Here is a 24,249-nt window from a genome sequence, read left to right on the forward strand (position 1 = left end):
ATGAAAAGAGGTTCTAGTCAGTAACTAGAACCTCTCTTTAATTTCTTTCTCCTTTTCGAGACCATATCACAACAGGAATGAGCATGAAAGCTAACACTCCTCCCACTAACGACAATGCCGCATAGCTCGAATTCGCCACTACCATTCCTGACATCGCTCCACCTGAAGCTCCAGCTAGCGCAATAAACACATCGATCTTTCCTTGTGTTTTTGCACGTGTGGAAGGTATAGTTGCATCAACAATTTGAGCAGTACCACTGATTAAACCGAGGTTCCATCCTAATCCAAGTAAAGACAAAGCAACAATTAATAGTATTAAAGAATCACTCGGCGCTATTGCAGCTATTATACCTGCTGCTAGTAAAATTACTCCACCAGCTATACTCATCGTAGTTCTGCCAATTTTATCAATTAACATTCCCGTAACGAGAGATGGAAGATACATTGCACCTACATGAAAACCAATTACAAGTCCTACTGCACTTAAACCATGACCGTGATGTCCCATATGAACTGGCGTCATCGTCATAATTGCAACCATCACGATTTGCGTAAGTATCATTACGATAGCTCCAACAGTAATTCCTCGCTTGTTTTCTGCCGCTTCTTCTGTTACTGTTTGCCCTTTATATGTATGCTCTTGTTTATATATTTCTATCATATTAGCAACAATTAATGGATCTGGACGAAGCATAACAAAAAGGACAAGACCCGCCAATATAAATGCCGCTGCTGATAATATGAACGGACCAGCAAGTTCAGGAATTCCAATTGAATGAGCAAACCTCCCCATTACCCCTACTAAATTCGGACCTGCAACTGCACCAAAAGTCGTCATTACCATCGTAATACTAATAGCAGTTGCTCTTTGCTTTTTATTCGCTAAATCCGTTCCAGCATAACGGGCTTGTAAATTCGTAGCTGTGCCCGCACCATATATAAGTAAAGAAACTAGTAAAAGAATAATACTATTTGTTAAAGCTGCCCCCACAACTCCAATAGCACCTAGCCCACCTACTATAAAACCTGTTGCAAGCCCTATACGGCGACCATGTTTTTGCGATAATTTCCCAACAAAGAAAGCCGCTACCGCAGATCCCATTGTAAACATAGCAGCTGGCAATCCTGCATATGCATCTGTCCCAAGCATTTGCTGTGCAAGAAGTGCACCTACTGTAATTCCAGCAGCTAATCCCGCACCGCCGAACATTTGTGAGATGCTGACGATTAGTAATGTTCGTTTGTATAATTTTTGTTGGTCTTCTGCTGTGTATGTTTGATTACTTGTTGAAGCATCTGCTGTATCTATCATTTTCTCACCCTCTCTATAAAACTAATATCTCTTGTTAATGTACTATAGAACAACAATATCCCCAAATTTAAAATGCTGAAATTCATTTATACATGTAAAGAACCCCACGGTTTACATTTGGCCTATTACCGAGGGGTTCCCAACATTACAGGGTATCTCTACTTTATATTTCATATACAAACCTTATACTATTTTACAACTACACCTTGATTAGCTTCAAAGCCTTCTGTCTTACCTTCTTTCATCTCATAATAATACGAAGGTAATTCTATATTATGTTCTAAGAGATAATCCTCAATTAATGAAATAATCACTTTCAACGTTTTCAATCGAGCGTATAATTTATCATTACTCGCAATAATTTCCCATTTCGCATTTGGCTTATTTGTTTTTTCAAACATGTCTTCCATTGCTTCAACATACTCGTCCCATTTTTCACGGTTACGCCAATCTTCCTCTGTAATTTTCCATCGTTTCAAAGGATTGTTCTCTCTATCTTTAAACCTCTTTAATTGCTCATCTTTACTAATATGATAGAAGAACTTCCCGATTATATAATGATCATCTGTTAGTAGTTTTTCAAAGTCATTAATCTCATCATACGCTCTCGTCCACTCTTCCTCTGTAGCAAAGCCTTCAACACGCTCAACTAACACACGGCCGTACCATGAGCGATCAAAAATAGTAATTTGCCCGTACTGAGGTAGTTTCCGCCAGAAACGTTGCAAGTAATGGTACCGTTTTTCATGAGGCGCTGGTGCTCCAATTGGATCTACTTGGAACCCACGCGGATCGAGGTGTTCCGTCACTCGCTTAATCGCTCCGCCTTTTCCAGCCGCATCCCAACCTTCCATAACGAGCATAACTGCAATTTTTTCTTCTTTTACAATTTGCTGCAGTGCTAATAAACGTCTTTGGTATTTTTCAAGTTTCTTATTATACTTAGATTTCGATTCTATTCTTTTCATTAAATCTACTTTAGCAAGATGTCCATTTTCCATAAAACAATTCCCCCTTGTTGTATGACAATATTATCTTAACATACTTTTGGTAATTTTTTCATATTGTAAAAAACTGTGTAGAAAAATCTCTACGCAGCTTTCATAAAGAATATAGCAATTAAAATAACAGTAATAACCGCATCCACAATATAAGTTATATATAGCGAAATATTAAAACCAATTTTTGCATTTAAAATGTAAACTACTGTCATGAGCGTCATAAATATCGCGGGAATTAAGGAAACTACATCCACTTTTCCTTTTATGAATAAATACACCGCTCCAATCCATCACGCAATTGTTACAGTCGATTATTTAGCCCAAGAGAAATCCCTCCATCTTATTCACTAAGAGAGACTATATTTTTTACAATTGAATTATGGTATACCCTCTCATAAAAAGAAGATAATAATAAATAAATCCGTTACAGAATGGGAGTTCTCTAAAGATGAAACGAAAAATATTTTCTCTCTTTGTACTTATCTGTGTAGCACTACCGATGCATGCTAGTGCTTATACATTTCCATCACTACCAATTTCTTCACAGTCTAAACAATGGTATATTGAAATTGATAAATCTCATAACTCAAACAAGCAAGCAATCCAGCCAAAACAAGGTGTATTTGATACGTACAGTTTACTCGTAAAAAACATCGGTCATGATGTATCAAACGTATCTGTAGAAATACTTGATAACCATCCTACCTCTAAAGCTACTGTTAAACCTACGACACCTAATAGAAACGTTTCTAAAAGTCATACAGGCTCTGACTACATGGTATTCCCATTAGACTTTAACAGCCATAATTTCAAAGTCGTCATTACTTGGGAAGAAAAGAATTTCTCGTATAATGGCCATCCGGTAAATGAGAGTGAAAAAATGAAACAAACATTTGTGTTTAATGAAGAGTAAGCCCTAATTTGATCAGGGCTTACTCTTGCTTTTTAAAACCAGCTTGTATCGCTTCTGTCACTTCTTTTGTGATTTCCATTTTTGTTGCTACCGTACTAATTTTCTTGTCCCAAATATGTACGGTAGGCTTTTCGTTACAAAGATTCTTTATCAATACTAGTTGATTATATGTTAGCTTATTTCCTCTATGGGTAGCGATATAGACTGTGAAATTTTTTGCTTCAAATACCTTTTCTCCTAAAATATATTTAGATCCCAACTCATCTACTAGTAAATCATGTAGGTTTTCTATATTCATATACCATATCCCCTTTTTTCTTACATAATCAATCGAACCGACGAATACTTGGTACAGACAATGCTATTCCAATTGTTACAAGTACTAAAATAGCTAGTGTTATAATCGTTATCTCGCCACCTATGACAGTAGCTAACCAGCCTACAACCACATAACCTAGTGGCAATAAAGCAAATGAACCTAACATATCAAGGCTTGCCACTCTTCCAAATGCTTCTTCTGGTACAAGCTCTTGTAAACTTGTTTCCCAAATGAGTCCAAATATCATCATACCGAACCCTTCAATTGCCATTAATCCAATTAAAGCAGGTGCCCAAGCAATAAATGGCATTATTAAAAGCGCACAACCACTTATTAAAACACCACCATAGGCAAGTAATCCCCGTTTATGCCACCGTTCCCTCCCACCAAATATTAGCGCGGCAATTACAGCTCCAACACCAGAAGATGCCATTCCTAATCCATACACGTATGCTTCAAAATGATGATGAACATTAAATAACCATGGAATTAATACGACGATAATTCCCGCATAACAAATATTTATGAAAGAAAAGACTAAAATTGTAACCCATAGCCACGGATGATTTTTTAAAACGAAAACACCTTCCATAAACTCTTGTTTGTAATTGACCTTACTCTTTTCAATGGGTCTTACTTTTTTAAACTTTATTTCTCTTAAAAATAATAAACAAAAAAATGATAACAAATACGTTACTGCATCTAGTCCAAATCCTATTCCGGCAGATGCAACTGAAACGATCAATCCTCCAAGAGCCGGTCCAATTAATCGAATACCTTGATTACTCATTTGTGTTAATGCATTAGCTGCGTTTCGAATTTCTGGCACAAATACTTTTGCTCTTACAGCTGAATACGCTGGCTGAAATATGCCTTCCATAAGCCCATATAATGCCACTAGTACGTATAGAAATGGAATTGTTAAAACATCCATAAATATAAGTGTTGCAAGTAATAGCATTAATATACAGCGGATTATGTCTGTAAATAACATTAATTTTACTCGGTCAATTCGATCTACAACTAAACCCGCAAACGGTAAAGCAAGAATATTAGGTAGCATGTACATTGCCATTGTCATCCCCATTACAACTGTTGAACCAGTCAATGAATACACAACGACTGGCAAAATAACCATCGTTATAGAACTCCCTAAAGTCGAAAGTAATTGCCCAATCCACAAAAACTTAAAATGTCGTGACGCTTTAACTGGCAACAATAATTTACCAACATACCCCAAAGCTTTTTCTCTTTGTACTTCCCCTTGCATTTCTCTCTCCTCTTTTCAAATGATTATAGACTTTATAATATTTCACTAAAAATTTCTAATATTCTTTTTCAATTATATAAGAAACCATTATGTTATGGTAAATTTATCAAAATAAATATAAAGGAGAATACAATATTATGCCTCTAAATTCACATAACATCGAGCACCGCATCTATACAATGTGTATGATCCAGCGAAATAATGAAGTTTTACTTATAAAACGCCCCGATCATCGAGGTTTTCCTGGCTACATAGCTCCTGGCGGAAAAGTAGATTTCCCAGAAAGCATATTACAAGCTGCTATACGAGAAGCGAAAGAGGAGACTGGACTGCACGTTTCTAATTTGACTTTCAAGGGATTAGACGAATATGTAAATCCGAAGGGAAATGTTCGATATATGGTATTCAACTATTGGACAGATTCATTTGAAGGCGAACTTCTTATGGACCCTCCAGAGGGCGAATTATTATGGGTACCAATCGATACAGCATTAAATCTTCCTATGCAAGATTGGTTTAAAGAAAGATTCCCATTATTTTTTGAAAAAGGTACGTTTGAAATTCAACGTGTTTGGGACCGAGACTTGGATAAACAAGTTGCTATGACAATTACGCATACGTAAAAAAGCTTGGAATCTCTCCAAGCTTTTCTTACTTCCCTTCTATTTTCTTAATCTCATAATCAATTTCTAAAAACTTAACTCCAAATATCCACATTCTATGATTAGCTTCTAATATGTGATTCGTGCCCTCTTTAATAACAAAAGTCTCTGCTAACGGTAAACGTATTGTAAAGAAACGCGTATGTAAATATATCCCCTCATCTCCCTTACCATTTCTTCTCAGCTTACTAGTAATGATTAAATCATTACTCTTATTACATAATTTCAAAACCCCTGTCATATTCGAATATGGTAAAGGTAATCCGATATTCATGTATGTCTCATTCTCATGTGTATGTTTTGAGTAAAGAGCTAAAAAAATAGATTCTCCTGCTTCATTTTTTCTTAGCCAAGCCCTTACATCCTCTCTTCCATCCTTCTCATCTATTATCCCAACGATAGAGCCATGCATCGTTTCCCACTTGCCGCCCATTCCTAAATGTATTTGTTCGATACGTTTACTGATTTTCTCATAGCAAAATGCAAGCGGGCGGAACCAACGATTCCATTTAATATGCGATTGTAACTCATACTCTTTTGTATTTTCATAAAATCGAATAATACTTAAAGGAATCTTCTTCGTGTCAAATACCTCACTATGAAAATCATTCATTTTATCAACTAAACCTTTGTATTCCTTGCTATCTATTAAATGTCTGTTATATAAAAACGCTTCCCCAACTGTCGCATTTCCTCTTAACCTGCTCATTGGTTTCCCGTAATATTTATAATTCGGAGCATTCTTTTCAATCATCCAACCGACAAATGCTGGTAACGCTACTCCAATTCCATTGACAACACCGTGAATCCAAACCATTTGAGCAATTGTAATCGTCATTACATGTGTCAAATTCCCATACGAATATATAAGTGAAAACATAATTGTTACCATGAGTGTACTAGACGATATGATTAGGAGAATCTTTGCACTAATAGCATTAAATTTCGTGCGCCAAACATAAATACCATAACTATAAATCGCACATAAATATAGGAACACTGCAAAAAATTCAAATACCCTTGAGTATGTAATTCCTATTGCAACTGTCATAGGTGAAATGACGATGATAAACATAATAGCATCATACACTTTACTTCTCTTTTCTCTTTTTCTCCCAATTAAACCAGCTGATAACGGCAATAAAAATGCCGAATAATGAAAATGTGCAGCGGTAAGCAAAACAATATCAGAACTAAAGTCCATAATGGAAAGCTTTGCTACTGAAGCAAAAAACCAAAAACCACCTAAAAACAAATACATAAACGCACTATCGATAGCCGTCTCTTCTAACGGTTTCCATCCTCTTTCTAGCAATCTACTTGCACCAAATAACGCAACAATTCCTGTATATACAAACCAAAGTAGTGCAAAGAAATAGTGATTTGTTACGAAAGCTAGCATTGCACTAATTGCTGCGATTGGAAATAAAAGCGATACAAATTTATAAAAGAATACATACGATCCATTTCTTGTTTTCTTATCAATAATGCAAAATGACATCGGTATAAATAACAAAATAGATAATAAAATAATTGCTTCAACTGGGTTTACATTTGACCACTCACATATTAGAAAAATAATATAACAAGCAAGCCCAACTATTATATTTTTCATTCTATTTATTTCCTTTCCACAAATGTTCCCTTATATGAAAATAATGAACCGATTAACGGATTACGTACTTGTACATGAATTCGAAAACATTGTAGTGTTTCATCATAACTTTCTACAATTTTTGCCTCTCCGTATAAAAATCTAGGTAACGGTATTTTTCTTCCAAACATAAAAAACCATTGTTTCTTTGAAGAAATATGCATTGCCCCCACCTCATCAATATGAAAATTCAATGTAGAAACAAGTATGTGCGGTTCACCAAAACAATCCACAATTTCATTATTCTCTTCATCCAACTGCATAACGGCATTAAAATATCTTTTCTTATTGTGAAAATAAAAAGTACGATTCCACCGCACAAGTTCATGTCCATGTTCATCTCGCTCAGCAGTATTATGTATTGTAAATGGCACTTCCTTCCCCCGCTCAGAGAAAAACATACGGAATTTCGATGCAATTTTTAATATTAATTTTACGAAAAAAGAGCCTCCATAAATTTCATCCATCTTTCCTTCCCCTGTGAAACTATTATCTTCTGTAATCGCATACCGCTTCTGTAATTCTGGATGAAGTTTTTTATAAGTATCTCCTAGTAATCTCTCATAAATATTAGCCATACATTATCCCTTTCTCGTCCTCTTGCAATTTTTTGCACTTGGTAAATTAAAACTATTTATATAACCAACAATCGATAACCCTATCAGTAGGATATTTAATGTAATTGGATTAAACGGCTCTGTAAAGCTTACGATATTCGTAAATCCTGCCGCTATCATTAAGGCTATTAACATAAAAATATGTACGATAAATACTTTTTGTTTTGGAAATGGCAACAGCCATATGACACCAAAAATAATTTCTAGCAATCCAATTATTTTAAGTACAAAAATACTATGTTCAGTTGAACCAATCATCACAGATAGCATCTTTACTTCTTCTGAATGAGTAAAAACTAGTTTCGGCACTATCCCTTGATACATCCATACAAAAGCAAATAAAAAACATACGAGCCAATATGTCATTGTTTTTCTAATTAGTAATCTAGGATGAAGTCCCTTTTCTAACCATAATTTTAAAGCATCAAAACTCCAAGCTGTCGCCCAACCTAATAACGGACGAAACATATAGGAATCTATTACACTCCCTATACGACCAAACCTCGTATCATAATCATATTGCGTCTCAAAATGAATGTGTTCTTCGGTCGGTGTATACTTCCAATAACCACGCCCTATTTGAATAAGAGATAATTTACTATCTGTCCAAAATTTTAAAGAAGAAATTCTTTCACCCGTTTCTTTTCTTATCTCACCTATTGATTCCCCTTCTCCAGCTATTTCAAGTCCAAATCCGATCTTTGTTTTATATAAAAACTTCTGTGGTTCTCCTTCTTTTTTCTCTAAATAAGAAATTTCAGTAAAGCGGGCATCCCACTCTGTATGTATATCTGGTTCCTGCGTATATTCCCATAATTTCTCCATTGTTGTGTTCATTTCTGCCGAAACATAAATAGGCTTTTCCCTCTTCATTCTTCCACCTCCAATGCACTATAAATTTAATGTACATGCAATGAATTTATTTTGCTACATTTTTCACAAACTTCCCCATAAAAAAAGAAAGAATTTTTAAAATATATATAAAACACTTGATTCCCCGAAAAATTTAAATTATTATAAAACAAATGTTACCAACAACTTCATAAATCAAACACTCTCGCCTAAAACGTGAGATAGAGGTTGCGATACTTATGAGTAGTCTAATGGAGACACAGAGATGTCTATGAACTTAGATGAAAGGAAGTATTGCCGAAATTGATAAATTTCTCTGCATTTATCAATTGGGGCTGTTTTCGAATAGAAACAGAACTGTCATATGTACAGACGTGTACGTATGAAGAGCTATCTACAAAAAAGAGATATCATTTTTTATGATATTCCTTTTTTGGCGGTTTTTTTATTAGCTCCGTTTTCTGTTTCCCTTTTCCTGTAACAGCACCATCCTCACTTATTTGAGATGGTGTTTTTTGTTTGTCTTTCTGGTAACTACAGGAGTATTGGGATTTATATATTTCCTAATCTATTCTTAAAAATAGACGAAAGAAGGAATTTGTAATGGAAACAATTGTTCAAAAATTTGGTGGCACTTCTGTCGGAAGCGTCGAACGCATTCAACATGTAGCAAATTTAATTATTGAAGAATATGAACGAGGTCATAGCATTGTCTCTGTCGTTTCAGCAATGGGAAAAAGCACGGATGAACTTGTCGCACTCGCTAACGCTATTACAGAAAATCCAAGTAAACGTGAAATGGATATGCTTCTATCTACAGGAGAACAAGTAACTATTTCATTATTAACGATGGCACTGCAAGCAAAAGGCTATCATGCAATTTCATTAACAGGATGGCAAGCTGGTATTACGACAGAATCTGTACATAGTAATGCACGGATTACTGACATTCATACAGATCGTATTCAATCTTATCTTGCCGAAGGCACGATTGTTATTATAGCTGGGTTCCAAGGAGTCAGTGAAGAACATGAAATTACAACACTTGGACGCGGTGGCTCTGATACAACTGCTGTTGCATTAACCGCTGCACTGAAAGCAAAAAAATGTGATATTTACACGGATGTGACAGGCGTATACACGACGGACCCACGAGTTGTAAAAGACGCTTATAAATTAGATGAAATTTCTTATGACGAAATGTTAGAACTTGCAAACCTCGGTGCTGGTGTATTACACCCGCGTGCGGTTGAGTTTGCTAAAAATCATAATGTCGTTTTAGAAGTTCGCTCAAGTATGGAACAAGAAAACGGAACAATTGTAAAAGGAGAATGTAACATGGAACAACAATCAATCGTTAAAGGTATTGCATTTGAAGATAATATTACACGCGTCACAATGAAAGGATTGGAACAAGGTGCACTTTCAACAGTTTTCTCTACATTAGCAGCGGCACATATTAATGTAGATATCATCATTCAAAGTATTACAAATGAAGGAACTGTTCACCTCTCCTTCTCAATCCACTCTAATGATTTAAGAGAAACTTTAGAGGTATTGGAACAAAATCAAGAAACACTACACTATGAATCTGTAGAATATGAAAATCATTTAGCAAAAGTATCAATTGTAGGATCAGGTATGGTATCTAACCCAGGTGTCGCTGCGAATATGTTCACTACTTTAAAAGAAGAAAATATTCATATTAAAATGGTAAGTACATCAGAAATTAAAGTGTCTGTCGTTATTGACCGCCTTCATTTAGTAACAGGTGTGGAGGCACTGCATCAATCATTTATGGCGAAAGTTGAGCCTTTGGTTCAGATGAGTTAATTTTACATTTGGATTACAGCTTACAAACCCATATTAATCTATTTCCTTCCTATATAAATAGAAAGCTGTTTGCTTTGTATAGAGTGACAAGAAAGTTATTTACAACAATCGAGCCATTTGCGTACAGGATAGGAATATTTTGTGGGAAACTCGAAGTTATTTTATCGAATAGCAACTACATTATCAAATTCTTGAAATGATAGCATTCACGAAATAAAGTTCGCGCATATTTCAATAGTAGAGGATTTAGGAAGTGTTGTTCGTTAACAAGGTGTTATATACTATACCCGAAAACACCTTGTCACATTTTCCTACACTGTGACAAGGTGTTTTTTGTTTAGAAGAGATTTTAGTATAATTATAAGGATAATTAGATAATAAATTTATACATATAAGGAGATAAAGACTATGACAAACAACAGATTACTACGAATGGACAATGTCAGCATCGTTGTAGAATCCCTTGATAACGCAATCTCTTTCTTCGAGGAGATTGGCTTGAATCTCGAAGGGCGAGCTACTGTTGAAGGTGAATGGGCTGGTCGCGTAACAGGACTCGGTTCCCAGTGCGTAGAGATTGCTATGATGGTTACGCCAGATGGTCACAGCCGAATTGAACTTTCGCGATTTCTCACCCCACCTACTATAGCAGATCACCGGGCAGCTCCTGTAAACGCCCTCGGTTATCTGCGCGTCATGTTCACCGTTGAAGACATTGATGAAATGGTATCCAGACTTACTAAGCATGGTGCAGAGCTCGTTGGCGAAGTAGTTCAGTATGAGAACTCGTATCGACTCTGCTACATTCGTGGAACCGAAGGAATTTTAATCGGTTTAGCGGAAGAACTCGGTAACAAATAAGTAGGTGATGTTTTATAAAAAACCTTTACTGAAGTGAAAATATTTGAAGAAAATTCTTATTCAATAAAAAGAGCACTATTGTTGAATAAAACTTAGATTTTTAACCCCGTCCTAGCTTTAGAACGGGGTTATGCTTGTTTGAACTTTTTAACATACTATCAACATCCCAAAATCATTATAAAACAATTCAATTACTTGTTATACCCTTTCCTAGGAAATATAACGGACTCTTCTCACTTCTTATCATATATATCTTTTCTATTAAAAAACGATCGGAACTCATTCAAAATAACTTTCTTCATGTCAGTGTAAAAAACCATCATGAATAGTGAAATTCCTAATAAGATCTCTTGCATTCCTTCATAATCAATGAAAGCACTCACAATTAGCAAACCACATCCAATATAAAAACCAAATTCATTCTCTTTCTCAAAATCCTCATCTTCTTCATCAATATGTATTTTTTCTTTTAAATCTTGATTACCTTTTATTAATTCATCAAGCGTAACATTATACATTTCGCTCAATAAAATCAAATTTTCAATATCCGGAAAGCTTTTATCATTTTCCCACTTATACACTGCTTGCCTCGTCACACCAATCTTTTTAGCAACATCCTCTTGCGAAAACCCCTTTAGTTCTCGTAATTTTTTCAGCTGTTCTCCTATGCTCATAACGTCCCCTCCTTTAACAAATTATTACATAAAAAGAGATATAAATGAAAGAAACCATTAGTAAAACTCTCTGTAAACCACTCGTTTACACAACAAAAAAGGGAGGATAGCTCTATCCCTGAGCTACTCTCCCTCATAATTCTATTAAAACAGATGAATGTTTTCTTTCTTGCAAGCTTCACGTAAATCGTCAGGCCATACAGAAGATTGAACTTCACCAATATGTGCTTTACGTAGGAAGTACATGCACATTCTTGATTGTCCGATACCACCGCCAATTGTTAATGGTAGTACGTCTTCTAATATCCCTTTATGGAAATCATACTCACGTTTGAAATCTTCACCCGTTTTCGTTAACTGTTCATCAAGTGATTTACTATCAACACGAATTCCCATTGATGATAATTCGAATGAAGATTGTAGTACTGGGTGCCAGAATAAAATATCACCGTTTAATTTCCAATCATCGTAATCAGCTGCGCGTCCGTCATGCTTTTCACCTGAACGAAGTGCATCACCAATCCCTATAATAAAGACTGCACCGTGTTCTTTTGCAATTGCATGTTCACGATCTTTCGGTGTCAATTCTGGATATTTATCTTCTAGTTCTTGGGAAGTGATGAAAACAACTTCTTCTGGTAAATACTTTCCAAGGAACGGATATTTTTCAAACAAGTGATCTTCTAAATCTTTGAATATTCCATAAATTGTTTGTACTGTTTCTTGCAAGTAGTCTACAGTGCGCCATTCTTTTTGAACAATTTTTTCCCAATCCCATTGGTCAACGTAAATGGAATGTGTTTCATCAAGTTCCTCATCACGACGAATTGCGTTCATGTTTGTATATAAACCTTCACCAGCTTCATATCCGTATTCATGTAATGCGAATCTTTTCCACTTCGCTAGTGAATGCACAATTTCTAATTCTTCTCCTGAATGTAACATATCAAATTCAATTGGACGTTCTACACCGTTTAAGTGATCATTTAATCCTGATTTTTTCGTTACGAATAATGGTGCAGATACACGGAATAGTTCAAGGCGTTTTGCTAATTGATCCTCGAAAAATGTTTTAACTTCCTTAATTGCGATTTGAGTCTCTCTTACTGTCATTAATGATTGATACATGGTGGTTTCCTCCTAAAATGTTTGGATGTTGTGAAAAGAAGCCAACAAAAAAAGCCCTTCTTTCCCAAAAAACTGGGACGAAAGGCTTTGGTTCCGCGGTACCACCCAAATTAGCAACAGAGGTTGCTCACTTATACAGTACGGAGATGAAATATCTCGATACTGTTCTTCTTGTAACGGCGAAGTTCCCGGCTAAGTCTACTTTCCTATAAAGGATTTCGGTTAGCAACTCCAGGAGGTTCTTCATAATAGGCTTCGTATCAGGCTCGCACCACCCCTGACTCGCTTAGACTACATCCTACTACTACTCGTCCTTTCATAGTCGTTTTGTTGTCACATCTCTGAAACATTTTATTAATGATTATTCTATACAAAAAATAAAGAAAGTCAACAAAAAGTTTTAAAATATTTTTCAATTCTTTATTTTACGGCTTTATTGATTGTTTCCAATATACCCTCTTTACTTCTTTTGCCTTGTCAATCCCCAAAATGTTTCACTAACCGAGACTAACATATACACAACAAGTAATGTAATCGTTCGAAATATAGAATCCGCAGTATTTCGTATTATTTTCATTTTCTTTGTAATTCCTTTCAGTTTACTTGCAAATTCATGTTATACTATAACATTCAAGCAGTTTATTTTTACTTAAAGTAATCATAGTCATTTATAAAGAGTATTTTCTAAATCATTGACTATTATCAAATAAGATTTTTATATAACGGAGTGATCATATGAGCAAAACGAAAGCAAAACCGAAAAAAGGTGTAGGACAAGGTACAGGAAGTAAAGGATGGAATCGTTGGCAATCAAGTGCAAAGAAAAAGGCAGCTGCAAAGCCATACAAAAGTAAAGGTACAAAGAAGTAAAATAAATAGTGTCTTATTTCTTTACTTTGTTCAAAACAAAATATTATTATTACAACAAAAAGCTATGCTCTCATAAATTTGAAAGCATAGCTTTTTCATATTAAATCATTAGAATATCTCGTATTTCTTCCTCCGTAATAGAAGATAATTTCTCTTCTCCCGGCTCAATCACTTCAGCGATTAAATTTTTCTTACTCTCTTGCAGTTCATGCATCTTTTCCTCAATTGTGCCGTGAGCCACTAATTTAATAACTTGTACCGTATTTTTTTGTCCCATTCGATATGCTCTATCTGCTGCTTGTTGTTCAACAGCTGGATTCCACCATAAATCGTACAATATAACTGTATCGGCACCCGTTAAGTTAAGGCCTGTACCACCAGCTTTTAAAGAAATGAGAAATAGGTCTCCTTCGCCTTCGTTAAACCGATCACATAGCTCTACACGTTCTTGCGAAGGGGTATTTCCGTCTAAATAAAAGTATGGAATTGCTTGACGATTTAACTCACGGCCAATAATGGAAAGCATCTTCGTGAATTGAGAAAAGATAAGAATTCTCTTCCCTGTACTTCTACATTCCTCTAAAATCTCTAACAGTTGTTCAAATTTAGCTGAACTGCCCTTATAATCATCAACAAACAAAGCAGGGTGACAACAAATTTGGCGTAATCTTGTTAATCCCGCTAAAACTCTAATTTTATTTTTGCGTAACGTATCTTTATCTAAATGTTTTAACGTTTCTTCTCTTAACTTGGCTAGATAAGCAGCATAGAGACTTTTTTGATCGGGTAATAACTCCGATGACTGTATATGCTCTATTTTATCAGGAAGCTCCTGTAATACGTCCCCTTTTAATCGCCTTAATACGAATGGTTTCACTCGCTTCGCTATATCTTCACGTCTTAAATCACCGAACTCTTTTCTTCCTGGTAATAATTCCGGGAATACGACATGAAAGATAGACCATAGCTCTTCTAATGAATTTTCTACAGGTGTCCCTGTTAATCCGAAACGATATTCAGCTTGAATCGTTTTCACTGCTCTTGCAGTTTGTGTTGTAGGGTTTTTAAATGCCTGTGCTTCATCAAGAAATAGCGTATGAAATGGCCTCGCATACGATTTTATATCTCTTCTCAGTAATGGATATGACGTAATTACGACATCAAATTCTGTTATACCTTTTAATATTTTTCGGCGCTCTGCTTGATTTCCATCGGCAATAACCGCTCTAATATGCGGGGCAAATTTTTTCAATTCACTAAGCCAGTTATAAACAAGTGATGACGGTGAAACGACTAATATGGGCAGCTTCTTCTCTCGAATTTCAGGCAACACAGAATCTATATAAGCAATACTTTGCAACGTTTTTCCAAGTCCCATATCATCTGCTAAAATACCGCCAAAACGGTAATAGGCGAGTGTTTTCATCCACTCGAATCCGTATATTTGATACTCTCTCATTACAGCATGTAAAGTTTGCGGCACTGTAAACTTTAATTTTTTCGGATTTTGAATGCTTTCAACTAACTCTTGAACAGACTCGTCTAAACTTAAAACGTTTCCTTCATGAAGTCCGTTCATCCATTTTACACTCCGAATAAGTGGAACATTCACTTCTTCCCCATGTAAAAATTCTTTCCGAATACCTGATTCTTTTACAAACTGATTAATTTCATTAAACTCTTTACTCTCCAGTGATAATAACGAACCATTCGCTAATCGATAATATTTACGTTTCTCTTCAAGAGCCGCTAATACACCTTTAATTTCAGCTTCCGGTATTCCTTTTATATCAAAACGAAATGACAACCAATCAATTCTTTCTTTTCTTCTTACTCTAATAAGAGGAGCTGTATCCCCTTTATGAATACGTAATTTAATTGCTGTCGTCGCGTAAATATCAACTAAGCCTTTTAACGTTGGAACGACGTGATATAAAAAGTTATACTCAGCCTCTTCATTATGCATAAAGTAACCACCTTCTGTTTTCGCGAAGGCACTTTCACTCATAACGTCTAAAATCTCTTTTTCCTTTTTCTCATCACGATTAAAAACTGACGGCTGCCCGTCTTCTTCTAGCGGATTAATCATGACGTTTCCATAATGGAATTCAAGACCTGCTAACAAACGATTTTTCACACGATCTAAATACAGTTTTGCTTTTAGCGACGGCGTTTCAACACGATCTGATATCACTTCATCAATGCGTACTGTTCCAAGTTTCATTAATCCTGGCACAACTTTCGCTACGAAATGTTCCATCTTACTTTCAGGAATATAAAACTGATTGCTATTTGAGCGATTCATCATCTTTTGCAATTCAATAAGTCGCATACAATCTTCCATAGGTAAATGATATAATTTCCCATCGTAAAGAGCGTTGTTATACATTTCCATAACTTGAACACGATTTAGGCCGTCTATATGAAGTGTAAATCCGCCATTATTTCCTTTCGTAAACTCAAAATGTAATGGCAATAAACCGTTTGAAACTTGTAATCCCTGAAACTGTTGTTCATTTTGTTTCAGCTGTACATACTCAACTTTAGAAAGTGAAGAGAGCATGTCTTTCCATGAAGCTGGCGGTATAAATATCATACTTTCATCTTGTTTCGCGTGTACTTCTAACGCATCTTCATACATTTTTTCATTATGATACATTTTAATCAGCTGCTGAATAACCGCATCCGTTTCTTGCCTGAAACTATGTACATCTGGTGTATATGTAAATTCATTAGAACAATGAAAAGTCTCTCTCTTCTCCACTTTAGAAAGAAATTCTCTAATATGATTTATAAAATATGTTTTCGCAAGTTTTAACTGAATTCCAAGAAGAGCCCCACCACTTTTCGTCGCTACTGGTGAACATATAAACGCAACATCTAATATTTCACGTGTATCAAAACGGTGTTGTTTACTTTTGGGCTTCAGTGGTTTGTCTGCAAACAACTGAAACATCCCATTCGTTAATTGATCATTTCCGCTCATATTTTCACTACTAGCAGGGAGCATGCCACCCGTTTGCTGATTATAATTGATTTGTATTAATACGGCTGCAACATGTTGACAGTAAGTTTGAAGAGACGCTAACGAAGGGCAACTACATCTCGCAACTACATCACCTTTTTGAGCTTTTTCTACTGTAACATGAAAATCTTCGTTCCCTTTTACCGTCGCTTCGCAAATTTCTTTCGTTTCATCATAATGATTCACGATTACTTTATTTGATTTATAATAAGCTTCCCCTCTTTTATATGAGGTCTCTCCGCATACTTCTTTTATAATCGATTTATTTAATGTAAAACTCATTGTTTTGACACTTCCTTAATGTAAAACCATTTTCTCTTACTTAACATTTTACATGCTCCACGAGAAAATATAAAATGTTGATTTAACAAAAAAAGATGCCTATTTATAAGCACCTTTTCACTCTATCTCCATCAGCCGTTTCGCCTCAAAATACAACACTTGAATAAATTTTTTCGTATTAATTCGTATATGGCCAGAAGTTGCTATTTCATCCTTTGTCATTTCTGTCATTCGTTTTCTAACTACAGTGAAATCAAAAAACTTCGGAGCATAACTTTCAAATTTCGGATTTGAAAAGTCTGTTAGTCCGAGGGAAGCTAAATGATTCAATGATTGATAAATCGCTCTTCTTACACGTTGTTCAGATGCTTTTCTCTCCTTATCTATATCTGCATCCGAAGCTATATGATCTAATTTTTTTAATGTTATTTGGTGAAAGATATCTTTTAACGCAGGAAATCCAAATTCAAATGTTTGCGCCTTTTCTTGTCCATATAAATATTCCAGCATACTAAGTAAATCTTTACTGCCATTCTCTCCCGCAATACCGAGTTCAGATAGTAAAAAGCGTCCTGAATCTGATATCTTTTTCCCTTCTTGCACCGGTTCATTGCGCATTTGCGGCTGCTCCCACTGAAACACGTTATTCAATGATTTTTGAATATCATGTATGGAACGCTCCAAGCGAATCCGTTCCATTACTTTTCGTACGACAGATTCAACTTCAATTTTGTTTAGTGGTTTCGTGATATAATACTCCACACCAAGTGTATACGCCTCACCAATGAGCTGTTTCGATTCAACTTGAGAAATCATAATAATTTTCCCATTGTATGAAGGTGCTATATGGCGAACTGTTTCAATGCCATCTCTCATTGGCATGAGTAAATCAATAAATAAAATATCTACTTTTTTATAATTTAGCTGTTCTGCTTCAATATACGCTCCATCTTCCGATTCTCCAATTACTTCCCCTAGATCGCCATCCTCAATAATTTGCGAAAGCATCGAACGGAAAACTTCATCATCATCTACAATATAATAAAACAAATCTATTCCCCTTCCCGCTTTAAACTGCACTCCGGTAAACAAACGATAAACTTACACCCTTTTCCAGTTTCATTGTCTTCTAACCTTACTTCTCCGCCGAGCTCTGTTACCATTTCGTGTATGTAAGAAAGTCCGATTCCTGTGGACGGTGTTCCCATTTGATCATACTTTGAAGTAAACCCGGGCTTAAATACTAATTTCTTATACTTTTGTGCAATACCAGGGCCATCGTCAATTACTTCAAAGATTACATGTTGCTCTCGTTTATATAACTTAATACGAATAAGACCTCTATCTTCAATTGCCTCTACTGCATTAGCAACTAAGTTATTAAAGATTGATAGCACTGTATACACGTGATATGCAGCGTGCTCACCTTCTATATGTTTAGAAAAACGTATATCTTTCTCTAGCATTTCAGCATACTTTTCATTTATTCTTACAATCATTTCTGTAAGCTCATGTCCTTCTACATACTCAGCCACATTTTTATCTAATAACAGTTTAGATAATCCTGCAAAAATCCTTTGATTATCTTTTTTTATTTCGTGCACTTCTCCTGCTATTTTCAATGCTATTTTACTATTTGAGGCATCGTTCGCTTGTAAATTTCGATATAGTTGATATGCTTCTTGTGTAATCAATTCTGCATTTTGTAACGTTTTTTTCAAATGAACAGATTCTACATATAAATTGGACAAGTGCATTAACATTTTTTCATTTTCTTTTCGAACTTGTGATTCTTTTAATTTCGTTTCATATAAATTCATCATATTTAAAAAGCCAAGCGCAAAGAAACTGCGGAAAATAGCAATAATGATAAGTTTATTCACTTCAGAAACTGTTATTGTTGTACCGAGCACTACCATATGATAAATCGCTAGCTCTGACATACTTGCAATAATTTCAATTGTAATTCCAAGGCATCCAATAACGATTGGTCTCTGATGAAACTTATTCACCCTACAAAGTGAAAAAAGACTTCCATAAATAAAATAATAAAAAAACACAGGATAACGCAAATAAAATGATTCTGTCATATGAAATGAACCTTGCAATACCCAGTCAAGACATACACGGAATAAAACAACACATATACCGACAAGAATGCCTGCAGCTGCTGCTGGAATTCTTCTTAAAAAGAGTAATAAAAAGAAGAAAAGCGGCGTCCCAAAGCTAACGCGAAACGTATCGTTAAAAGGATGAAAATTAAGCTCTCCAGCAATTGGAACAACAACCATTAGTATAATTAAAAGGGATATATCTTTCTTCCATAATTGATTCCAATTCAAAAGTGCCACTTCCTATACTTTTTTTCAATAGTAAAAGTGAAAGCCCGTTTATTATGATAAACGGGCTTTATTTCTATATTCTAACCTTTTCTACCGCTTTTATTTGGCGATACTCTGGTTCCCATATTGCTTCTTTCACTGCAATCTTGATATCATTATCACTTAATTTCACTCTAGCAACACCTTCTGCAACTGCAACTTTCGCTACTTCAATCGCAACCATTTCCGAGATATTACGTAACTCTTCGACTTCTGGTAAGATAGGTGCTCCTGGCTGACTTGTATCTACCATGCTTGCAACCGCTTCAGCTGCTGCTGCGAACATTCCATCCGTCATGACGCTTGCACGAACAACAATTGTACCAAGACCCAGTCCAGGGAAAATAAGTGCGTTATTTGATTGTCCAATTACATACGTTACACCGTTATATGTAACTGGTTCAAATGGACTTCCTGTTGCAACTAATGCTCTTCCCTCTGTCCATTCAATTAAATCTGCTGGTTTTGCTTCAGCAAGTGGCGTCGGATTCGACATTGGTAAAATGATTGGTCTTTCTACGTGAGAAGCCATTTCTTTAATAATCTCTTCTTTAAATGCGCCTGCAACAGTAGATGTACCAATTAAAATTGTCGGTTGTACATGTTTCACAACTTCAGCAAGTCCGATTATATCATTTTCTTTCCACTCACTTACTTCTGCTTCTTTTCTTGCATATGGAATTTGGAAATCAAGAAGATCTTCCATGTTATCTGTAACTAATCCGTTACGGTCAATACACCAGAAACGATTATGTGATTCTTCATCTGATAATCCGGCGCGAACCATCGCATCTCTAACTTGATCTGCGATACCGATTCCAGCCGTACCAGCACCAAACACTACAACGCGGTGTTCACTTAACGGTACACCAGAAGCTTTTACTGCTGATAATACAGCAGCAAGCGAAACTGCACCTGTTCCTTGAATATCATCGTTAAACGTACACACGTCATGGCGATATTTATCTAAAATTTTTCGTGCGTTACGAGAACTGAAATCTTCCCAATGCAGAAGTGCTTTCGGGAATTGTTTATTTACCGCTTGAACAAATGTATCAATATATTCATCGTAAGCTTCACCTGTTATACGAGGGTGACGATTTCCAATATAAAATGGATTGTTTAATAATTCTTCACGATTTGTACCTACATCTAAAATTACCGGTAATACACGGCTAGGATCGATTCCAACTGCAGCCGTATAAACAGCTAATTTTCCGATTGCGATGTTAATACCACCAACGCCCCAGTCACCAATTCCTAATATACCTTCTCCATCTGTTACAACGACTAAATCAATATTTTCTGCTGTTGCACCGATATTGGCGAACGCTTCTTCAATACCTGACGGATCGTTAATTGATAAATACACACCACGTGGTTTACGATATTCATGACTATATCTTTGAATTGCTACACCGACAGTTGGTGTATATACGATCGGTAACATTTCACGTAAATGATCTGTTAAAATACGATAAAATAATACTTCATTTCGATCATGTAATGCCGTTAAGTATACATTCTTTAATAAATCATCCGGCTGAGAACAAAATTGTTCGTATGCTCGGCGCGCTTGTTCTTCTAACGTTAAAACCGCTGGCGGTAATAACCCTTTTAAACCTAATTCTTCTCTCTCTTCTTGCGTGAAAGCGACCCCTTTATTTAAAAGTGGTGTTGATAATACTTCTACTCCTCTTAATGTCGTTTCTAATGAACCATTAGAAGCTACTGTAAACTTACTCATAACATCCCTACCTCTATTCATATATAGCATTTCTATATTGTAAACAAAAAAGAGGGGATTGTCCCCCCTCTTTTTTTAATTTTTCTTTAAAAGAGTTGCTCCTGCAATCCCTGGGTGTGTCATTTCGAATGGATCTAGAATTAACTCTAAATCTTCTTGTGACAATACACCATTTTTCACACAAAGTTCTCGAACGGATTGCCCTGTCGCGATTGCTTCTTTCGCAACGCGAGCTGCTGCTTCATAACCGATATGAGGGTTCACGGCTGTAATAATTCCTACACTCTTCTCAACATACTCTTTTAAGCGATCTTCATTCGCTTCAATTCCTTTTAAGCAATTATCTGTAAAGGCACGGAAACCATTATTCATAATGCTAATTGATTGAAGTAAGTTGAAAACAAGTACTGGTTCCATAACGTTTAATTCTAATTGTCCTGCTTCTGAAGCAAGGCAAATTGTATGGTCGTTACCAATTACTTGGAACGCAATTTGATTAATTACTTCTGGCATAACAGGGTTTACTTTCCCTGGCATAATAGATGAACCTGGTTGACGAGCAGGTAGCATAATTTCCGCTAAACCAACGCGTGGACCTGATGCCATTAAGCGAAGATCATTTGCAATTTTAGACATATTCATCATACATACTTTAAGTGCTGCAGATACTTCTGTGTATGCATCCGTATTTTGCGTTGCATCTACTAAATCTTCTGCACCAACAAGTGGTAGTTCACTAATTGCAGCTAAATGTTTTACAACTGCTTCAATATATTCTGGATCTGCATTTAAGCCTGTACCAACTGCAGTTGCCCCCATGTTCACTTCATATAAGTGTTGACGTGATTGCTGAATTCGTTTCATATCACGTTCAAGTACACGAGAGTACGCTTTAAATTCTTGTCCAAGACGAATTGGCACAGCGTCTTGTAAATGTGTACGACCCATCTTAATCACATGATCGAACTGTTCTGCTTTTAATTCAAATACATCATGCATATAACCCATCGTTTGTAATAAACCTTCTAATGCGTTTAATGTTGCGATATGAATCGCCGTTGGGAATGCATCGTTTGTTGATTGCGCCATGTTTACATGACTATTTGGACTAATATAATGATAGTCTCCCTTTTCCATTCCTAATAATTCAAGAGCACGATTGGCAATGACTTCATTTGCATTCATGTTCATTGAAGTACCTGCTCCGCCTTGGATTGGATCTACGATGAAATGATCATGCCATTTTCCATCAAGAATTTCTTGAGCAGCTTCTGCGATCGCGCCGCCCTTGTTCAATTCCAATCTTCCCACATCTGTATTAGCAAGCGCTGCAGCTTTTTTTACAACTGCGAACGCTCTAATTAAACCTTCATGGATTTTGTATCCTGTAATTGGAAAGTTTTCAACTGCACGCATTGTTTGTACGCCGTAGTATGCATAGTTTGGTACTTCTTTTTCACCTAAAAAATCTTTTTCAATTCGAACACCATTTTTAACTTCAGTTAATGTTGTCATGATTATTCACTCCTTAACGATTTCTTATGCTGCTTTTGTTTCTTTGACTGTTTCTACATATTGTTTTGCTTTCTCATTATCGAATTCGCCTTCCCACTTCGACATAACAATGGCCGCTAATGCATTTCCTAATACATTGACAGCTGAGCGAATCATATCTAAAATGCGGTCAATTCCCGCAATTAACGCGATACCTTCTAGTGGTAACCCCATTGAACCTAATGTTGCTAATACAACAACGAACGATGCACCTGGAACTCCCGCCATACCCTTGGATGTTAACATGAGAACGAATAATAACGTTATTTGCTCCGTCAGTGACATGTGCACACCGTACATTTGTGCAACAAACAATGCCGCTAACGCTTGATAAATAGCCGATCCAGTCAAGTTAAATGTATAACCTGTCGGAATAACGAAAGAGGCAACTGCCTTTGGACAACCGAACTCTTCCATTTTTCTCATTATATTAGGTAAAACAGCTTCTGAACTTGCTGTCGTAAATGAAAGAATAAGTTCTTCTTTTAAAATTTTCATTAATGTAAAAATGTTTACGCCAACCATTCGTGCATTAATACCTAATACAATCACAACGAATAGTATAACAGTTACATATACAGCTAGCACTAGTTTTCCTAAAGGAAGTAATGTTGCTACACCAAATTTTGCAACCGTAACAGCAATTAATGCGAATACACCAAATGGTGCAAATTTCATAACTTGATTTGTAACCCAAAACATCGCTTCGAGTACACCTTCAAAGAAGTTAAAGACAGGCTTTCCTTTCTCCCCAATTGCCGCAACTCCTAAACCGAATAATACTGAGAAGAAAATAATCGGTAATAAGTCACCTTGTGCAATCGATTCAAATACGTTTTTCGGTACAATATGAACAATCGTGTCAGCAAAACCTTTCTTCTCTGTAGCATCTGCTGTTTGTTTATAAGAAGAAATATCACTTTGCTGTAAGTTACTCATATCAACGCCAGTACCTGGTTGGAATATATTTGCCGCAAGTAATCCCATTAAAATAGCGATCGTTGTAATAATTTCGAAATAAAGAATTGTCTTACCGCCCAGTTTCCCAAGCTTCTTCATATCTCCTACACCAGCTACCGCAACAATTAATGCTGAAATAACAATCGGTACTACAATCATTTTAATTAAGTGAATAAATATATCCCCAATTGGTGTGATATAAGAAATCGCCGTTTTATTGCCGTAAAAGATTGCCCCTACCACAATCCCCAAAACAAGCGCGACAAAAATTTGTGTTGCCAATCCGAATTTTTTCATTTATGCTCATCCCCTTCATGCGAACGCTTTCATTTCG

The 24,249-nt window shown here is 35.9% G+C and carries 20 protein-coding genes, 1 pseudogene, 1 riboswitch and 1 other annotated feature; of the genes and pseudogenes, 5 read left to right on the top strand and 16 right to left on the bottom strand.

Features of this window, described 5'->3' with window-relative positions; translation table 11 throughout:
- Window positions 1-37: 37 nt before the first annotated feature.
- The 3 genes and pseudogenes from QCI44_RS19270 to QCI44_RS19280 form a co-directional block, all read right to left on the bottom strand.
- Window positions 38-1,312: an MFS transporter gene (locus tag QCI44_RS19270; RefSeq protein WP_116363147.1), complete on the bottom strand. Its 1,275-nt coding sequence runs from the start codon at window positions 1,310-1,312 to the stop codon at window positions 38-40.
- 188 nt (window positions 1,313-1,500) lie between these two features.
- A complete protein-coding gene (locus tag QCI44_RS19275) occupies window positions 1,501-2,313 on the bottom strand; it encodes a polyphosphate kinase 2 family protein (RefSeq protein ID WP_116363148.1) in 813 nt (270 codons plus the stop codon).
- An 89-nt stretch (window positions 2,314-2,402) separates the two neighbouring features.
- A pseudogene (locus QCI44_RS19280) lies at window positions 2,403-2,651 on the bottom strand (carbon starvation CstA family protein); the annotation flags it as partial.
- Between the two features lie 110 nt (window positions 2,652-2,761).
- On the opposite strand from QCI44_RS19280, the gene QCI44_RS19285 reads away from it, so the two are divergent.
- Entirely contained in the window at window positions 2,762-3,226 is a 465-nt protein-coding gene (locus QCI44_RS19285; protein WP_116363149.1) for a hypothetical protein, read from the top strand.
- A 19-nt stretch (window positions 3,227-3,245) separates the two neighbouring features.
- On the opposite strand, the gene QCI44_RS19290 is transcribed toward QCI44_RS19285, so the two are convergent.
- Both QCI44_RS19290 and QCI44_RS19295 read right to left on the bottom strand, forming a co-directional pair.
- Window positions 3,246-3,524 (bottom strand): hypothetical protein, encoded by a 279-nt coding sequence (locus QCI44_RS19290; protein WP_016088425.1) that lies wholly within the window; start codon window positions 3,522-3,524, stop codon window positions 3,246-3,248.
- A 28-nt stretch (window positions 3,525-3,552) separates the two neighbouring features.
- Window positions 3,553-4,815 carry an MFS transporter gene (locus QCI44_RS19295; protein ID WP_353811408.1) on the bottom strand — a complete coding sequence of 421 codons (1,263 nt, stop codon included), beginning with the start codon at window positions 4,813-4,815 and terminating at the stop codon, window positions 3,553-3,555.
- A gap of 137 nt (window positions 4,816-4,952) precedes the next feature.
- On the opposite strand from QCI44_RS19295, the gene QCI44_RS19300 reads away from it, so the two are divergent.
- Window positions 4,953-5,438: an 8-oxo-dGTP diphosphatase gene (locus tag QCI44_RS19300; RefSeq protein ID WP_116363150.1), complete on the top strand. Its 486-nt coding sequence runs from the start codon at window positions 4,953-4,955 to the stop codon at window positions 5,436-5,438.
- A gap of 28 nt (window positions 5,439-5,466) precedes the next feature.
- Here QCI44_RS19300 and QCI44_RS19305 read toward each other — a convergent pair whose 3' ends face one another.
- From QCI44_RS19305 to QCI44_RS19315, 3 genes are read right to left on the bottom strand one after another with little or no spacing between them, the layout of a single operon-like run.
- Window positions 5,467-7,092, bottom strand: coding sequence for a YndJ family protein (locus tag QCI44_RS19305; protein WP_116363151.1), 1,626 nt, complete (start codon window positions 7,090-7,092; stop codon window positions 5,467-5,469).
- 5 nt (window positions 7,093-7,097) lie between these two features.
- Entirely contained in the window at window positions 7,098-7,709 is a 612-nt protein-coding gene (locus tag QCI44_RS19310; protein ID WP_016088429.1) for a DUF4166 domain-containing protein, read from the bottom strand.
- A gap of 3 nt (window positions 7,710-7,712) precedes the next feature.
- Entirely contained in the window at window positions 7,713-8,621 is a 909-nt protein-coding gene (locus QCI44_RS19315; RefSeq protein WP_016088430.1) for a DoxX-like family protein, read from the bottom strand.
- Window positions 8,622-8,814: 193 nt separating this feature from the next.
- A riboswitch (Lysine riboswitch) is annotated at window positions 8,815-9,001 on the top strand.
- Window positions 9,002-9,203: 202 nt separating this feature from the next.
- On the opposite strand from QCI44_RS19315, the gene QCI44_RS19320 reads away from it, so the two are divergent.
- Window positions 9,204-10,433, top strand: a complete 1,230-nt coding sequence (locus tag QCI44_RS19320) for an aspartate kinase (protein WP_016088431.1) — start codon at window positions 9,204-9,206, stop codon at window positions 10,431-10,433.
- Between the two features lie 408 nt (window positions 10,434-10,841).
- A complete protein-coding gene (locus QCI44_RS19325) occupies window positions 10,842-11,294 on the top strand; it encodes a VOC family protein (protein ID WP_000184018.1) in 453 nt (150 codons plus the stop codon).
- 233 nt (window positions 11,295-11,527) lie between these two features.
- Here QCI44_RS19325 and QCI44_RS19330 read toward each other — a convergent pair whose 3' ends face one another.
- Both QCI44_RS19330 and asnA read right to left on the bottom strand, forming a co-directional pair.
- Complete coding sequence (locus QCI44_RS19330) at window positions 11,528-11,968, bottom strand: helix-turn-helix domain-containing protein (RefSeq protein WP_016088432.1); 441 nt, start codon at window positions 11,966-11,968, stop codon at window positions 11,528-11,530.
- A gap of 144 nt (window positions 11,969-12,112) precedes the next feature.
- Complete coding sequence (gene asnA, locus QCI44_RS19335) at window positions 12,113-13,096, bottom strand: aspartate--ammonia ligase (RefSeq protein ID WP_016088433.1); 984 nt, start codon at window positions 13,094-13,096, stop codon at window positions 12,113-12,115.
- A 70-nt stretch (window positions 13,097-13,166) separates the two neighbouring features.
- Window positions 13,167-13,425 (bottom strand) — a binding site (T-box leader).
- Window positions 13,426-13,831: 406 nt separating this feature from the next.
- Between asnA and QCI44_RS19340 the strand changes: the two genes are divergently transcribed.
- The gene (locus tag QCI44_RS19340; RefSeq protein WP_000047588.1) at window positions 13,832-13,966 is read left to right on the top strand and encodes a DUF3934 domain-containing protein; all 135 of its coding nucleotides are present in this window, start codon (window positions 13,832-13,834) and stop codon (window positions 13,964-13,966) included.
- A gap of 100 nt (window positions 13,967-14,066) precedes the next feature.
- Here QCI44_RS19340 and QCI44_RS19345 read toward each other — a convergent pair whose 3' ends face one another.
- The 6 genes from QCI44_RS19345 to QCI44_RS19370 form a co-directional block, all read right to left on the bottom strand.
- Window positions 14,067-17,273, bottom strand: a complete 3,207-nt coding sequence (locus tag QCI44_RS19345; RefSeq protein WP_098985837.1) for a DEAD/DEAH box helicase — start codon at window positions 17,271-17,273, stop codon at window positions 14,067-14,069.
- A gap of 117 nt (window positions 17,274-17,390) precedes the next feature.
- Window positions 17,391-18,323, bottom strand: coding sequence for a response regulator (locus QCI44_RS19350; protein ID WP_088083583.1), 933 nt, complete (start codon window positions 18,321-18,323; stop codon window positions 17,391-17,393).
- Between the two features lie 2 nt (window positions 18,324-18,325).
- Window positions 18,326-19,624 carry a sensor histidine kinase gene (locus tag QCI44_RS19355; protein ID WP_088083582.1) on the bottom strand — a complete coding sequence of 433 codons (1,299 nt, stop codon included), beginning with the start codon at window positions 19,622-19,624 and terminating at the stop codon, window positions 18,326-18,328.
- 64 nt (window positions 19,625-19,688) lie between these two features.
- On the bottom strand, window positions 19,689-21,401 hold the full coding sequence (gene malS, locus QCI44_RS19360; protein WP_016088437.1) for an oxaloacetate-decarboxylating malate dehydrogenase: 1,713 nt from the start codon (window positions 21,399-21,401) through the stop codon (window positions 19,689-19,691).
- Between the two features lie 75 nt (window positions 21,402-21,476).
- Window positions 21,477-22,916 (bottom strand): aspartate ammonia-lyase, encoded by a 1,440-nt coding sequence (gene aspA / locus QCI44_RS19365; protein ID WP_016088438.1) that lies wholly within the window; start codon window positions 22,914-22,916, stop codon window positions 21,477-21,479.
- 24 nt (window positions 22,917-22,940) lie between these two features.
- Complete coding sequence (locus QCI44_RS19370; RefSeq protein WP_016088439.1) at window positions 22,941-24,212, bottom strand: cation:dicarboxylate symporter family transporter; 1,272 nt, start codon at window positions 24,210-24,212, stop codon at window positions 22,941-22,943.
- Window positions 24,213-24,249: the final 37 nt, after the last annotated feature.

Origin of the sequence: Bacillus cereus group sp. RP37, from assembly GCF_040459695.1 — a bacterium.
GTDB lineage: Bacteria > Bacillota > Bacilli > Bacillales > Bacillaceae_G > Bacillus_A.